Origin of the sequence: Nocardiopsis endophytica, assembly GCF_027706725.1 — a bacterium.
GTDB lineage: Bacteria > Actinomycetota > Actinomycetes > Streptosporangiales > Streptosporangiaceae > Nocardiopsis_A > Nocardiopsis_A endophytica.
The window spans coordinates 16,970-30,509 of the sequence record NZ_JAQFWQ010000050.1 but is presented as its reverse complement, the minus strand read 5'-3'; the positions used below and the strand labels follow the sequence as shown (position 1 = coordinate 30,509).

Sequence of the window (13,540 nt, the reverse complement as noted above, 5' to 3'; positions counted from 1 at the left end):
GCTGCGGCGTGACCCCGCGTGGAGCCGCGTGTGGAGGGGCGTTTTCTCGGCATCGGGAACCAATGGGTGGACGTCAGGACAGTGGCCGGATGCCGCCCGAAGGCGCGGGGGTGCCGGGCGGTGCGCCGACGAGGGCCGTGGCGCGCTCCATATCAAGCCGTGATTGCAGGTTAGCCGAATCGATACCCGGGGTGAGGACCAGCGGGACCGCGCGGGAGAGGGGGGCGAGGAACCGGGACAGGTCCGGTCCCAGGGCCCCCAGGGGCTCCTGCGCCGAGGTGATGATGGCCACACGGTCCCCGTCGGCCAGCTCCCAGGCCCGGGCCAGGTCCCGGGCGGCCCCGGCCAGCTCGGCCGCGGTGAACGTCCGTCCCCCCGACTCCAGGGCGGGGTGCCCCGGGTCGGAGGCGGCGGGCGCGGGCGTGTGGTGGTCCCCGTATCCGCGCACCTCATCGGCGTAGTCGAGGGCCGCCGGCGGGCAGTCGGGCAGCGGCGCGCCCAGGGGGTGGAGGGAGGCGGCGACCGCCTCGCGCGCACCGGAGTCCAGGGCGGCACCGATCCGGTCGGCGTCGGCCACGGCGATGTCGGCCGCGGGCACGGCGCCGGGTCCGTCCGGCAGCACCGGGACGGCCCCGGCCGACCAGCACGCCACCAGCCAGGCCAGCGACTGCCAGTGCACCGGGAGGGCGAGGGCCACGCGCTCGCCCGGGACCGCTCCGATCCCGTCGACCAGCATGTTCGCCGTCTTGGCGACCCAGTTGCCGAACGTGGCGCCGGACAGCTCCACCCGGCCGCCGACGGGTCCGTCGTAGGCCGTCACGAAGGGGCGGGACGGATCGGCGTCGTGGGCGGCGCGCCACATGAGCGCAGGGGTGTCCGCGGGCACAGGAGGGTCCTCCGCTGGTTCGGCGGCCCCGCCGGGACGGGTGGGGGAGGGGCGGGGCTGCGGACATGCTACTCCCGCGTCGGCCCCTGTTCACGCCGGGACGTGCGGGGCAGCGGGCGGGGCGGCCCTGCGCGGCGGTCGGATAGCGTCGCAGAGTGCACCGAAGACCCCCGGGAGGACCGTAGCCGTGCCCGAGCCCCGACCCCTCACCGAGTCCGACCCGCGCCGGGTCGGGCCCTACCGGATCACCGGCCGCCTCGGCGAGGGCGGCCAGGGCGTCGTCTACCTGGGCGAGGCGCCCGACGGCACCCGCGCGGCCGTCAAGACCCTGGGCGCCCGGGCGCTGGAGGACCCCGCGATGCGGGAGCGCTTCACCCGCGAGGCCGAGGCGGCCCGCCGGGTGGCGTCGTTCTGCACGGCGGCGGTGCTCGGGGCCGACTTCGCCGCGGACCCGCCCTACATCGCCAGCGAGTACGTGGAGGGGCCGTCGCTGTCCGAGGCGGTGCGCACGGAAGGGCCGCTGACCGGCGGCGACCTGGAGCGGCTGGCGGTCAACACGGCGACCGCGCTGGTGGCGGTGCACGAGGCGGGGATCGTCCACCGGGACCTCAAGCCCGACAACGTGCTGCTGGCGCAGGGCGGCGCGCGGGTCATCGACTTCGGGGTGGCGCAGGTGCCGCTGGCCGACGGGGCCCGCACGGCCACCGCCATCGGCACCCCGGCGTTCATGGCGCCCGAGCAGATCTCCGGCACCGGGGTGGGGCCGTCCGCCGACGTGTTCGCCTGGGGCGCGGTCACCGCCTTCGCCGCCACCGGGAGGCTGCCCTTCGCCGGGAACACCGTGCCCGAGGTGCTGCACCGGGTGCTGCACGGGGTCCCCGACGTGGAGGGGGTGCCCGAGCGGCTGCGCCCGATGGTGGTGGCGGCCCTGGCCAAGGAGCCGGAGCGGCGGCCGCAGACCGAGGACCTGCTGATGATGCTGCTGGGGCGCAAGACCGCCCCGGAGGCCGCCGACCCGCGGACCACCCTGGTGGCGGGCGCGGCCGGTGCCACGGTGCCCGTGGGCGCCCCGGGCGCGGGCCCCACCCGTGTCGACGGCGCCCCGGTCCCGCCCCCGCACGGCGGGCCGGAGCGGCGCACCGGCCGGTGGGCCGCCGTGGCCGTCGGCGCGGTGGCCCTGGCCGCGCTGGCCCTGGCGGCGGGGCTGTTCCTCCCCGGGTGGCTTCAGGGCGCCCAGGGCGGCCCCGAGGACGCCGAAGGCGCCGCCGGACCGACGGAGGGCACGGGGGAGGAGTCCGCGGGCGACGAGCCGTCCGCCTCGCCGACCCCGACCCCGACGGGGCCGTCGTCGGCGCCGATCCCCGCCCCGGCGTTCACCGCGGACTTCGAGGGCGACTGGCAGGGCAACGTCGGCGTGGACCTGTGGGAGATGCAGGTCGACGAGGGCGAGCGCTCGGCGGTCCTGGAGAACGCCGATGACGACGACTGCTACCTGGAGCTCACCCTGGTCCGCGGCTGGGAGGACCCGGCCGAGGGCTACGAGGCCGAGGTGGTCGACTCCGGCCAGGGCGAGGAGTGCACCTCCCCGGCACCGCGGGGGGCGCTGATCACCCTGGAATCGGACGTGCTGACGGTCGACTTCGACGGCCCCGACTCACAGGGCGAAGAACTCCCCATGCGCCGCGAAGAATAGGAGCCCCCGCACCGGCCGAGCGGCCCGTATGCCCTTTGCGGAGGGCGGCAGGTGAAGGGGTCGGGTATCCCGCGTCGTGAAATCGACGCTTTTATGCAGATCAGGCGTCGATTCCACCACCCAAGTCCGCCCCCGCGCCCCCTCGGCGATGATCTCGACGGAAGTGCTGTCAAAACCGCCAGGATGACAGCACCTCTGTCGAGATCATCGCCGGGCAGGGGCGCACCGGGCCGACGGGCGCCACGAACACGGGGGTACCAGCCGAGCCGCCGCCCACCCGGACCGCGAGGAACCTGGCGGACGGCAGGCAGGGCCGGGGAACCGCCCTGCTTCCGCCGTCGCCGCCAACCACGTCGACCACGCACACGCCGGACGGCCGACGACGCTGCCGCACGGGCTGCGGGGCCTGTGTCGTCGCCGCCTTCGCCCGACACCCCGGTGGCCCGCCGCCCGGGCGGAGCCCGTGCGCGGGGTACCTGCCCAGCCGCCTGCCCGGGGCATGAGCGACCAGACGGACGGTTGGTAGGCCCGGAAACCGCCCCGCTCGTTCCGTCGCTGCCCATCGCGGCCACCACGCACACGCGCCGTGGCCGACAGCGCTGCCGCATGGGCCGCCAGCCTCTGTCGCCACTGGGCTGCTTCTGCCGAGAGACGCCTCTCACCCGTGCCACCCGATGGGCCTCGCGCGGAAGGCCGCTTGCCCTGCCTTGCGGCCCTCTCATCCCCCTTCTCCCCGCGGCCCCCTCCGGGGCGGTCAGCGGGGCGGAATCGGCCTGAGGGGCCTTCGATGGCACAGTAACGTCCATGTCCCGCAATCCCGGACGCCTATTGGCACGTGCCACCGTGCTGCCCGCCTTCGCACTCGCGGGGTGGTTGCTCGTGGCCTTCCCGCTACTGCTGATCGGGTGGTTCACCCCCCTCGCGGGGCTGGCCGCCGGGGTTCCCGCCGTCGCTCTCGCCGCCTATGCGGCCGTCAGGTGGACCCCGCAACCGAGAGGAGACCCGCCGCCCTGGTGGCCCGTGGCCGCGACGCTGCTCGTCGCCGCGGCCTTCACCGCCGTCCAGCTCGCCTACCACTCCGAGGCGCTGGTGATCCGGCGCGACCCCGCCTCCTACGCCCAGTTCACGATCTGGATCGCGCAGCACGGCTCGCTGCCGATCCCGCAGGGCCGCGAGCTCATCGCGGGCGACGCCCCCGGCCTGACCTACGGCAGCCTCGCCTACTACCAGGTGGGCGACGAGATCTGGCCCCAGTTCCTCGCCGGGGCGCCGCTGCTGTACGCCGTCGGGTACTGGATCGCCGGGCCCACCGGCATGGTGCTCGTCCCGCCGGTCGCCGGCGGGCTGGCCGTGCTGGCCTTCGGCGGGCTGGCGGCCCGGCTGGTCGGTCCCCGCTGGGCGCCCCTGGCCGCGCTGCTGCTCGCCGCGTCCCTGCCCGAACAGTGGGCGAGCCGTTCCACCTACAGCGAACCCGTCGCCCAGCTCCTCATGCTCGGCGGGCTCGCGGTCGCCGTCGACGCCCTGGCGGAGCGGGTACCGCTGCGCGGCCCGTGGGGCCGCCCGCACCTGCTGGCGGGCGCCGCCGGGCTGATGTTCGGCCTGGGCCTGGTGGTGCGCATCGACATGCTGCGCGACGCGCTGCCGGTCGTGGCCATCGCCGGCCTGCTCGTCCTCGCCCGGCGCGGGCAGGGGGTGCCGCTGGCGCTCGGGCTGGCCGTGGGCGCCGGGTACGGGCTGGTGGCCGGGTTCGGGCTGTCCCGCCCCTACCTCGACCACCTGTCGGCCTCGCTGGACCCGCTCCTGGTGATCTGCGGGGCGGTGGTGGCCGCGACCGCGGTCGGCGTCGCCGTCCTGTGGCGCCACGGCGTCCCGCGCACCGACCGCCCGCCGTGGCTGCCGACCGCCGCCGCGCTCCTGGTCGCCCTGGTCGTGGTCGGCCTGGCCCTGCGCCCGCTGCTGTGGCCCGCCTACGGGCACGGCGACGAGGCCACCGCGAACTTCGTCGGACAGGTGCAGGACCTGGAGGGCCTACCGCACGACCCGGACCGCAACTACGAGGACATGAGCCTGTACTGGGTGGGCTGGTACCTGGGGCTGGGCGGGGTGCTGTTCGGCGCGCTCGGGGCCTGCCTGCTGACCCGGCGCGTGCTGCTGCGCCGCGCCCCGGACTGGGTGCTGCCCCTGGCGGTCATGGCCTGGTCGGTGGCGGCCACCCTCGCCCGCCCGGCGATCACCCCCGACCACCCCTGGGCCTCCCGGCGCCTGGTGGTGCTGGTGCTCCCGGCGTTCGTGCTGCTGGCCGTCTGGTTCCTGGCCTGGGCGGTGCGCCGCCTGGAGCACCTGGCCCCGCCGGACGGCACCGTCCCCGGCCGGGTGCTGGTGCCCGCCGTCGCGGTGGTCGGCGCGCTCGCCGTGCTCGCCCCGACGGCGGCCACGTCGGTGCGCGGGCTGGACTACCGCTCCGACGTCGGGACGATCCGGGCCGCCGAGCGGCTGTGCGCGGCGATCCCCCCGGACGCCAGCGTCGTCCTGGTCGACGGCGTCGGCCACTACTACGGCCAGCTCATCCGCGGCATGTGCGGCGTGCCGGTGGCCGCGGCGGTGGACGGCCCGGCCGTGGTCCGGGCGGTCGAGGGCGTCCTCGAACGGGGGCGCACCCCCGTCCTGGCGGCGGAGAAGGAGGAGCCGCTGCGGTCCCACGCGCCGCCGGGGTCGCGGCTCGAACACCCCTTCCACGTGCGCAGCGACCAGGACCCGAGCACCCTGATGGAGCCGCCGTCCTCGCCCTGGGCCTTCCACGGCGACATCTGGGTGGCCGTGCTGCCCGACGACCTGCCCGCGCAGGAGGGCGCCCAGTGAACGAGAACGGAGAGGACCCCGTGGAGCACGAGTCCCCGACCCCCGACGTCACCATCGTCCTTCCCTGCTACAACGAGGAGACCCACGTGGTGGCGGAGGTGGAGCGGATCTGCGGGGCCATGGACGCCTCCGGCCTCGGCTACGAGCTGCTCGCCTTCGACGACGCCTCCTCCGACGGCACCCTGGCGCGGCTCCGGGAGGCCGAGGCGCGCCTGCCGCACCTGGAGGTGATCGCCTTCGGGCACAACGGCGGGGCAGGGACGGTGCGGCGCATCGGCAGCCAACGCGCGCGCGGCGACATCGTGGTGTGGACCGACGCCGACATGACCTACCCCAACGAGCGCATCCCCGAGCTGGTCGCCCTGCTGAACGAGGAGCCGGCGGTCGACCAGGTGGTGGGGGCGCGGCGGCAGGAGGCCGGGTCGCACCGGCTGCTGCGCATCCCCGCCAAGTGGGCGATCCGCAAGATCGCCGAGCACCTGACCAACACCCGCATCCCCGACCTCAACTCGGGCCTGCGGGCGTTCCGGCGCAAGGTGGCGCTGCCCTACCTGCGGCTGCTCCCGCCCGGGTTCTCCTGCGTCACCACCATCACGCTGGCGTTCCTGTCCAACCAGCACCGGATCGAGTACCTGCCGATCGACTACGCCAAGCGGTCGGGGGACTCCAAGTTCCACTTCGTGCGCGACGCCTACCGGTACATCCTGCAGGTGCTGCGCATGGTGATGTACTTCAACCCGCTCAAGGTGCTGATGCCCCCGGCGCTGTGGCTGCTGGGCATCGGCGCCGCCAAGTTCGTCTTCGACCAGGTGCGCAACCCGCTCTACATCCCCAACAACACGGTGATGCTGTTGACGACGGGGCTGATCGTGGGGGCGATGGCGCTGCTGGCCGACCTCATCGTGCGCTCGCGCGACGGCGTGTAGGGGAGGGCGCGTGCAGGTGACGCTGGTCGGCCCGGCCCACCCGTACAAGGGCGGCGGGGCCCACCACACCACGGAACTGGCCCGCAGGCTCGCCGCGCAGGGGCACCGCGTGGTCCTGGAGTCGTGGCGGGCGCAGTACCCGGCGCTGCTGTACCCGGGGCGGCAGACGGTGGAGCAGGCCGAGGGGGAGCCGTTCCCCGCCACGCTGCGGCGGATGGCCTGGTACCGGCCCGACACCTGGTGGGCGGCGGGCCGCAGGGCCGCCGCCCGCGGGGGGCTGCTCGCGGTGGCGGTTCTGTCGCCGGTGCAGGTCCCGGCGTACCTGGTGCTGCTGGCCGCGGCGGGGCGGCGGGTGCGCACGGCGGTCGTCGCGCACAACGTGCTCCCGCACGAGCCGCGCCCGGGGGACCGGCCGCTGATGCGGGCGCTGCTGCGCCGGGCGGGGACGGTGCTGGTGCACTCCAGGGAGCAGGCGGCGCTGGTGCGGCGCCTGGCACCGGGGGCGGACGTGCGGGTCGCCGACCTGCCGCCGCACTTCCCCGACGCGCACGCCCAGGGCGGTCTGGGCCCCGGCCCCGCATCGGCCCGCCCGGAGGGCTCGCCCCACTACCTCTTCTTCGGCCTGGTGCGCCCGTACAAAGGGGTGGACGTGCTGATCCGCGCCTTCGCGAAGGGGGCGCCGCCGTCCGCGCGGCTGACGGTGGCGGGCGAGTTCTGGACCGACGCGGACGCCTACCGCGCGTTGGCGGTCGAGCTGGGGGTGGCCGACCGGGTGGACCTGCGCGAGGGGTACGTCCCGGCAGGGGAGGTCCCGAGGCTGCTGGACGCGGCCGACGTGCTGGTGCTGCCGTACCGCTCGGCGACGTCGACCCAGAACGTCCGGCTGGCCCACGAGCGGGGCCTGCCGGTGGTGGCGACCCGCGCGGGCGCGATGGCCGAACAGGTCCGCGACGGCGTCGACGGCCTGCTGTGCGAGCCGGGCGACGCGGACGACCTGGCGAGGGCGCTGGCGACCTTCGCGGCCCCGGGGAGGGCGGAGGAGCTCCGAAGAGGCGTCCGCCCGGCTGACGCGGACACCCTATGGCGGGCCTACACGGAGGAGCTGGTCGGTTCCCGGGAGAAGGTGAACGGAGACGGCTAATGTCGCCGTATGGAAGATGCACATGGCCGGCGGAGGGAGTTCGTCCCCAAGGAGGAGCTGAGGCGTTCTTCCGCCCGAGTGCCGAGCATCGATCTCGACCGCCTCAGGAGTGAGATGGACGAGTACATCAACCAGGATCCGTTCAAGGACCCCTACGGTCGCCATGAGTGAAGGGGGGGACGGGCGGGTTCCTCCGCCGTTGACGGCGTTCCTCGAGGTCAGCCCTGTGTAGGGGGAAACCTGCTGTCCCGGGCAGCGTCGATGACCTGGAGGATGTCATCGACGGTCACATCGGCGTCGGCCGTCTCTCGGGTGCGGGTGACAGCCTCGGCGAGGGACTGGTCCGCCGAGGCCATCGGTTCATCGGGGCTGGACTCGTCCATAAGGACGTGATCTCCGGACGGCACGGCCCCTAACCCTGTGCAGGTGTCCCGCGTCCCGCCCATCCCGCAAGGCCCGCCGCCAGCAGGTCCGCCGCTGTCATCACCAAGCGGGACAGGGCCGCCACCACCAGGGCCGCTCCCGGTGTCAGCACCGGGGACAGCGCCACCACCAGCACCAGTTCCCGCACGCCGACCCCCGCCGGGGCGATGACGAACAGCACCCCCAGCGTCCACGCCAGCGCGTAGGCCCCCGCCGCGATCGGCAGGGCGCGCCACCCCGCGCCGTCGGCCCCCGCCACCAGCGTGCCGATGTGCAGGGACAGCGGGATCCACGCCGCCAGTGTCCACCCCAGCGCCGCGGCGGTGGCGCGGCCGTCGACGCGCACCTCGACCGGGCGCTTCGACAGCCGCATCGCCGTTCCCAGCACCGCCTCCACCAGCCGGGGGTGCAGCGCGGCCAGCAGCAGCGGCGCCAGCAGCAGCACCCACCACCAGCGCCGGGTCGCCTCCTCGGAGGCGAACGGCAGGGTGGCCGCCGCCACCGCCAGGTTCGCCGCCAGCGTCACCGCCACCGCCTGGACCGTCGCCGCCGCCCCGCGGTGGCGCGGCACGTCGTGGTCGCGGGCCAGCTCCACCTGGGCGGCGAACGCCCACACCGACCCCGGCAGGTACTTGCCGAGCTGCCCGACGAACATGGCCCGCGCCGCCGTGGCCGCCGGCAGCGGCGACCCGAGCCCGGCCAGCAGCGCCCGCCAGGCCATCATCTGCCCGCCGAGCGCGGCCAGGGCGCAGACCAGCGAGGCGGGCAGCGCCCACGGGGGCAGCGCGGCGAGGGCCCCGCGCGCCTCGTCCCACCGGTCGGCCAGTGCCACGGCGGCGAACACGAGCACGGCGGCGAGGACGGCCAGGCGCACCCTGCGGTCGGAGCGCAGACGGGCGAGAAGGGTGGGCACGGGGCCAGCGTAGTGGGCCGGACCCATTCCGACCGGGGCGCGCCCCGCCCCGGGTCGCGTCCCCTCCCAGGGCACTTATATTTCGCATGGCGAAAACAAGAAATCGCATTATGGACATTGATGGGGGTGATGCGGTACACACGACCCCATGCGCATCCGAATCTCCTGGAACGGCGGCGAGACGACCGCCGCCCTGAGGCCGACCCCCACCGCCGAGCTCCTGTGGGCGGCGCTGCCCTTCGAGGGGACGGCGGCGACCTGGGGTGACGAGGTGTACTTCCCGATCCCGGTCGACGCCGGCCCCGAGCCGGACGCCGCCGAGGTGGTCGAGCCGGGGGCCGTCTGCTACTGGCTGGCCGGTTCGGCGCTGGCCCTGCCGTTCGGGCCGACCCCGATCTCCATGGACGACGAGTGCCGCCTGGCCAGCGCCGCCAACGTCATGGGCGCCCTGGACGGCGACCCGCGCGTCCTGGAGACGGTGAAGGCGGGCGAGCGCGTCCGGGTGGAGAGCGCGGAGGACTGAGGCGGAGGACGGAGGGGCGGTACCGAGGCGGCGCCCCGGGCGTCAGCCCCCGATCTCCGCCAGGAACCCCTCGACGGCCCCGGCGACGACCGCCGGGTGCGTGACGTGCGGATGGTGCGCCGTCTGCTCGATCGGCCCGGTCCGCAGCAGGGGGGCGGTCCGGGCCAGCTCGGCGGAGGCGGCCGCGCGCACCACGTCGGCGAACCGGCTCGGCGCCCCGGGATGTGCGGGCAGGCTTCCCGTGGAGACCAGCGACAGCAGCGGCACCAGCAGGCGGGGGTACACCCGCTCGGGAACGAACTCGTCGAACGCGTCCATCGCCGCCCGCATCCCGCGCGGGCCCGGGCGGAGCGCGACCAGGCCGTCCGCGGCCGCCGCCGCGCGGATCACCGACGCCTCCAGCATGGGCCCCTCATCGCCCATCGCGCGCAGCCCCTCCAGACAGCGGGCGAACTCCTCGGCGCCCTGCGGGGTGCGGGACGCCGCGAGCTGCTCGGTGGCGTAGGCGCGCGCCAGGTCGACCTGGATCCCGGCGGCGTCGGCCGCCATCCCCAGCGCCCGCGCGGCGCGCTCGGCGTCCGGCCAGGCGACGCCGTCCAGGTTGACGGCCCCGGCCAGGTCCGAGCGGCGGGAGGCCGCGCAGGCGGCCACAGCCCCGCCGAGGTCGTTCCCCACCACCAGGGGCCGCTCCACCCCGAGGTGGCCGAGCAGGCGGATCAGGTCGTCCACGAACCCGTCGAGGCACCAGGAGGCGTCGCCGGAGCGGCCGTGCCCGCGCAGGTCGGCGGAGAACACCGGGCGGTGCGCGGCCAGGATCCGCGCGACCCCGTCCCATTCCTCCAGCGTGCCGCCGAGCCCGTGCAGCAGCACCACCGGCACGGGGGCGCCCGGGCCGCGGCCGCGGTGCCCGGACCCGGCGCCGTACCGGCGGACGGCCAGTACCGGCTCTCCCGGGGCCTCCAGCTCGTCCGGGAGCGCCGCCGCCTCCGCGGGTGTCGTCTCGACCATGGATCGTCCCTCCTGTGCGCGGCCACGCTAGCGCCGCGCCCCGGCGCGGCGCTGACGGATCGCTGACGCCGGACTGAGCCTGCGGTAGGGTCGGCGCCCGTGACCGTCCCCGTGCTCCCCGACCTCGTGGCCTTCGCCGGGCACCGTGTACACGTGTGCCGCCGGCGCGAGGCGGGAACCCTGCTCGACTGGCTCGGACGCGACCTGCGCGGGCAGGTGGTGCTGGACGTCGCCGGCGGCGACGGCTACTGGGCCGGGCAGGCCCGCAGGCGCGGCGCCCGCGCCGTCTCGGTCGACCTGGCGCGCGGCAAGATGCTGCGCGGCTCCCGGCTCCGGCACGCGCCCGGGCTGGTCGAGGGCGACGCCCTGCGGCTGCCGTTCCGCGACGCCTCGGTCGACGCGGTCCTGTCCGTCTGCGCCATCGAGCACTTCGACGACGGCCCCGCGGCCCTGGACGAGATGGCGCGCGTCCTGCGGCCGGGCGGCCGCCTGGTGATGTCGGCCGACTGCCTGTCCCGCCGCGACGCCTGGCCCCGGCTGTTCGACGCGCACCGGCGCCGGTTCCACGTCCGGCGCACCTACACGCACGGGGAGCTCACCGGCCTGCTCGCCGAGCGGGGCCTGAGCGTGCGCGGGCACTCCTACCAGTTCCGCGGCCGGGCGGCCGAGCGCCTCTACCTGTCGCTGTCGGCCTACGGCGGCCGGTACGGCTTCAACGCGGCCGCCCCCCTGATCCCCCTGGTGGCCCTGGCCGACGGCGCCGCCCCGAACACCCGGGGCAGCATCGTGCTCATGCGCGCGGTCAAGGAGGCCTGAGCGGCCCTCTGAGGCCCCCGTCGCCTTTCCCCGTGCCCGGGTTCACACGTGCCCGTGGATTGTCCGCATCCGGCCCTCGGACCCCCTTTGGAGAACCGTGAGCCGCTCGTGCGGCGATCACCCTCGAGAGCGCACAGTGCTATTCGTCGTGAATGCACTGGTTTGCCTTGATTGGAAGATTAAAAGTTCTTTAACCGTCGGCGGGTAGCGTTCCCCCGCGGACGGTGTGGGGCCACCGTTCCGCGGAGGCCGCATCAGGGGACATCGGGGGTGGATGTGCAGGCCGATCTCACGAGAATCGACGCCGCGGACGTACTGGAGCTGCGGGTCGGCGACGCCGGAGGGGGCGCGCTGGCGCTGCGGCGGCACGGGCAGAGCGGCGGGGGGCTGCTCACGGTCGAGCGGGTCGTGCGGGCGGGCGGCAGCCTGAGGGCGCCGCTGGAGGGGCTGCCGCTCGACGACGGGGAATGGGACGTGCTCTGGGTCGACGGCGACGGGCGCACCGCCCCGGTCGACACCACCGACCCCGGCGTGCACCTGTCCGACCGCGCCGCCTACCTGCGCCGGCCGCGCCGCCGCGAGCTGCGCGCGGTCCGCGACGCCGAGGGGCGCCTGCTGCTGCGCTCCACCACCGTCGAGCCCTACGCCGAGGTGGACTGGGTGGAGCCGCCGTCCCCCGGGACGGACACCGTGGGCGTGCGCGGCGTGCTCGCCTACGCGCCCGACCCCGACCGCGCGGGCGCCCCCGCGGTCGTCGCCCGCCAGCGCGGACTGGACGGCGTCGTCGAGGCCCCCGCCCGCCTGGACGGCCGCGCCTTCTCCGGCTCCGTCCCGCTGGAACCCCTGGCGGCGCGCTTCCGGCCCGAGTGCCCGCACAACGAATGGGACCTGTGGCTGCGCCTGCCCGGCGGCGCCGAACTGCGCCTCGCCGCGCTGGCCGACGACATCGCCGACAAGAAGCGCAAGATCGTCTTTCCCGGAACGGTTCTGGAGGGCGGCGGCACGCCGGTTCGGGTCCGCCCCTATTACACGGTCGCCAACGAGCTGTCGCTGCTGGCCGTCGCCGACGGGGGCGCGCGGTGAAGATCGCCATCGTCATCGCCAACGCCTACGGCCTGGGCGGAACCGTCCGCACGGTCTACAACCTCGCCGAGGGGCTGGCGCACCACCACGAGGTGGAGATCGTCAGCCTGGTCCGGCACAAGGCCGAGCCGTTCTTCCCCGTTCCCGAAGGGGTGCGGCTGCGCCCGCTGCACACGATCGGCGCCGCCGCCGGGAAGGCCGGGGACGCCGCCGGGGACGCCGCCGGGGACGGGGAGCGCGGAGGCCTCGCCCAGGCGTGGTGGGACCGGCGCGCCCGGGCCGTCGTCCCCGAGCCCGAGCGGGAGCGCAACAAGAGCTACACCGCCCCCGCCGTGCACGGGCTGCGCCGGTACCTGGCCGGGACCGGCGCCGACGTGGTGGTGGGCACCCGGCCCGGGGTGAACCTGCTGCTGTCGGCGTGGACGCCGGGCCGCGTGCTGGCCATCGGCCAGGAGCACATCAACCTGGACGAGCACACCCCCGAGGTCCGGGCGGCCATCGCCCGCCGCTACCCGCGCCTGGGCGGGATGACCGTGCTGACCTCCGCCGACCGGACCGCCTACCGGGACCTGCTGGGCGCCGAGGACGGCTGGCTGGAGGTCATGCCCAACCCGCTCCCGCCGCGCCGCCTGCCCCGCTCCACCCTGGACAACCCGATCATCGCCGCGGCCGGCCGGCTCTCGCCGGTCAAGCAGTACCCCAAGCTCCTGGACGCCTTCTCCCGGGTGGCACGCGCGCACCCGGAGTGGCGGCTGCGGATCTACGGCGGCGGCAAGGGCGAGGAGAAGCTGCGCAAGAAGATCGCCGAGAAGGGCCTGAGCAACCAGGTGCACCTGATGGGCCGCACCAAGGACATCACCGGCGAGCTGGCCAAGGCCTCGCTGCTGGCGGTCAGCTCCCGCGTGGAGGGGTTCGGGATGACCATCATCGAGGGCTTCTCGGTGGGGGTGCCCGCGGTGAGCTTCGACTGCCCGTACGGGCCGCGGGAGATCATCGACCACGAGGGCGACGGGCTGCTGGTGCCCGCCCAGGACACCGAGGCGCTCGGCGAGGCGCTGCTGCGCCTGGTGGAGGACCGGGAGGCCCGCGAGCGGATGGGGCGCCAGGCCCTGGTGTCGGCCGAGCGGTACGCGCTGGACGGCATCGTGGAGCGGTGGGAGGCCTTCCTGGAGCGGCGGCTCGCGGAGTCCGGCCGGCGGCCCCGGTCGCACGCGGTGTCGGGGCGGTAGCCCGGTCCCGGGGCGGCCCGGGGGTCCGGCGTATCGTGCC

Annotated in this window: 13 protein-coding genes; 9 read left to right on the top strand and 4 right to left on the bottom strand. The window is 75.5% G+C overall.

All coding sequences use genetic code 11. The features are described from left to right. Positions 1–73 precede the first annotated feature (73 nt). Positions 74–886, bottom strand: a complete 813-nt coding sequence (locus tag O4J56_RS17530; protein ID WP_270687022.1) for a TIGR03089 family protein — start codon at positions 884–886, stop codon at positions 74–76. Between the two features lie 187 nt (positions 887–1,073). Between O4J56_RS17530 and O4J56_RS17525 the strand changes: the two genes are divergently transcribed. From O4J56_RS17525 to O4J56_RS17505, 5 genes are all read left to right on the top strand, one after another. Then, the gene (locus tag O4J56_RS17525; RefSeq protein ID WP_270687020.1) at positions 1,074–2,579 is read left to right on the top strand and encodes a serine/threonine-protein kinase; all 1,506 of its coding nucleotides are present in this window, start codon (positions 1,074–1,076) and stop codon (positions 2,577–2,579) included. Between the two features lie 804 nt (positions 2,580–3,383). Beyond that, complete coding sequence (locus O4J56_RS17520; RefSeq protein ID WP_270687018.1) at positions 3,384–5,438, top strand: hypothetical protein; 2,055 nt, start codon at positions 3,384–3,386, stop codon at positions 5,436–5,438. Continuing rightward, entirely contained in the window at positions 5,435–6,364 is a 930-nt protein-coding gene (locus O4J56_RS17515; RefSeq protein ID WP_270687016.1) for a glycosyltransferase family 2 protein, read from the top strand. The genes O4J56_RS17520 and O4J56_RS17515 overlap by 4 nt, the downstream gene beginning before the upstream one ends. 10 nt (positions 6,365–6,374) lie before the next feature. Then, positions 6,375–7,505, top strand: coding sequence for a glycosyltransferase family 4 protein (locus O4J56_RS17510; protein WP_270687015.1), 1,131 nt, complete (start codon positions 6,375–6,377; stop codon positions 7,503–7,505). A gap of 9 nt (positions 7,506–7,514) precedes the next feature. Beyond that, entirely contained in the window at positions 7,515–7,676 is a 162-nt protein-coding gene (locus O4J56_RS17505; RefSeq protein ID WP_270687014.1) for a hypothetical protein, read from the top strand. 47 nt (positions 7,677–7,723) lie between these two features. Here O4J56_RS17505 and O4J56_RS17500 read toward each other — a convergent pair whose 3' ends face one another. Both O4J56_RS17500 and O4J56_RS17495 read right to left on the bottom strand, forming a co-directional pair. Then, positions 7,724–7,888 (bottom strand): hypothetical protein, encoded by a 165-nt coding sequence (locus tag O4J56_RS17500; RefSeq protein ID WP_270687012.1) that lies wholly within the window; start codon positions 7,886–7,888, stop codon positions 7,724–7,726. Positions 7,889–7,917: 29 nt separating this feature from the next. Next, positions 7,918–8,841, bottom strand: coding sequence for a lysylphosphatidylglycerol synthase domain-containing protein (locus O4J56_RS17495; protein WP_270687010.1), 924 nt, complete (start codon positions 8,839–8,841; stop codon positions 7,918–7,920). A 148-nt stretch (positions 8,842–8,989) separates the two neighbouring features. Here O4J56_RS17495 and O4J56_RS17490 point away from each other — a divergent pair, with 148 nt between their 5' ends. Continuing rightward, positions 8,990–9,364, top strand: coding sequence for a cyclophilin-like family protein (locus O4J56_RS17490; protein WP_270687008.1), 375 nt, complete (start codon positions 8,990–8,992; stop codon positions 9,362–9,364). 42 nt (positions 9,365–9,406) lie between these two features. Here O4J56_RS17490 and O4J56_RS17485 read toward each other — a convergent pair whose 3' ends face one another. Next, positions 9,407–10,372, bottom strand: coding sequence for an alpha/beta fold hydrolase (locus O4J56_RS17485; RefSeq protein WP_270687006.1), 966 nt, complete (start codon positions 10,370–10,372; stop codon positions 9,407–9,409). 99 nt (positions 10,373–10,471) lie between these two features. On the opposite strand from O4J56_RS17485, the gene O4J56_RS17480 reads away from it, so the two are divergent. The 3 genes from O4J56_RS17480 (at position 10,472) to O4J56_RS17470 (ending at position 13,500) form a co-directional block, all read left to right on the top strand. Beyond that, complete coding sequence (locus O4J56_RS17480) at positions 10,472–11,188, top strand: class I SAM-dependent methyltransferase (protein ID WP_270687004.1); 717 nt, start codon at positions 10,472–10,474, stop codon at positions 11,186–11,188. Positions 11,189–11,458: 270 nt separating this feature from the next. Next, on the top strand, positions 11,459–12,271 hold the full coding sequence (locus tag O4J56_RS17475; RefSeq protein ID WP_270687002.1) for a hypothetical protein: 813 nt from the start codon (positions 11,459–11,461) through the stop codon (positions 12,269–12,271). Beyond that, positions 12,268–13,500: a glycosyltransferase family 4 protein gene (locus O4J56_RS17470; protein WP_270687001.1), complete on the top strand. Its 1,233-nt coding sequence runs from the start codon at positions 12,268–12,270 to the stop codon at positions 13,498–13,500. Before O4J56_RS17475 ends, O4J56_RS17470 begins: the two co-directional genes overlap by 4 nt. Positions 13,501–13,540: the final 40 nt, after the last annotated feature.

Coding starts and splice junctions, on each gene's coding strand:
- O4J56_RS17520 (WP_270687018.1), top strand. CDS start 3,384: ATGTCCCGCAATCCCGGACGCCTATTGGCACGTGCCACCGTGCTGCCC.
- O4J56_RS17505 (WP_270687014.1), top strand. CDS start 7,515: ATGGAAGATGCACATGGCCGGCGGAGGGAGTTCGTCCCCAAGGAGGAG.
- O4J56_RS17500 (WP_270687012.1), bottom strand. CDS start 7,888: ATGGACGAGTCCAGCCCCGATGAACCGATGGCCTCGGCGGACCAGTCC.
- O4J56_RS17490 (WP_270687008.1), top strand. CDS start 8,990: ATGCGCATCCGAATCTCCTGGAACGGCGGCGAGACGACCGCCGCCCTG.
- O4J56_RS17485 (WP_270687006.1), bottom strand. CDS start 10,372: ATGGTCGAGACGACACCCGCGGAGGCGGCGGCGCTCCCGGACGAGCTG.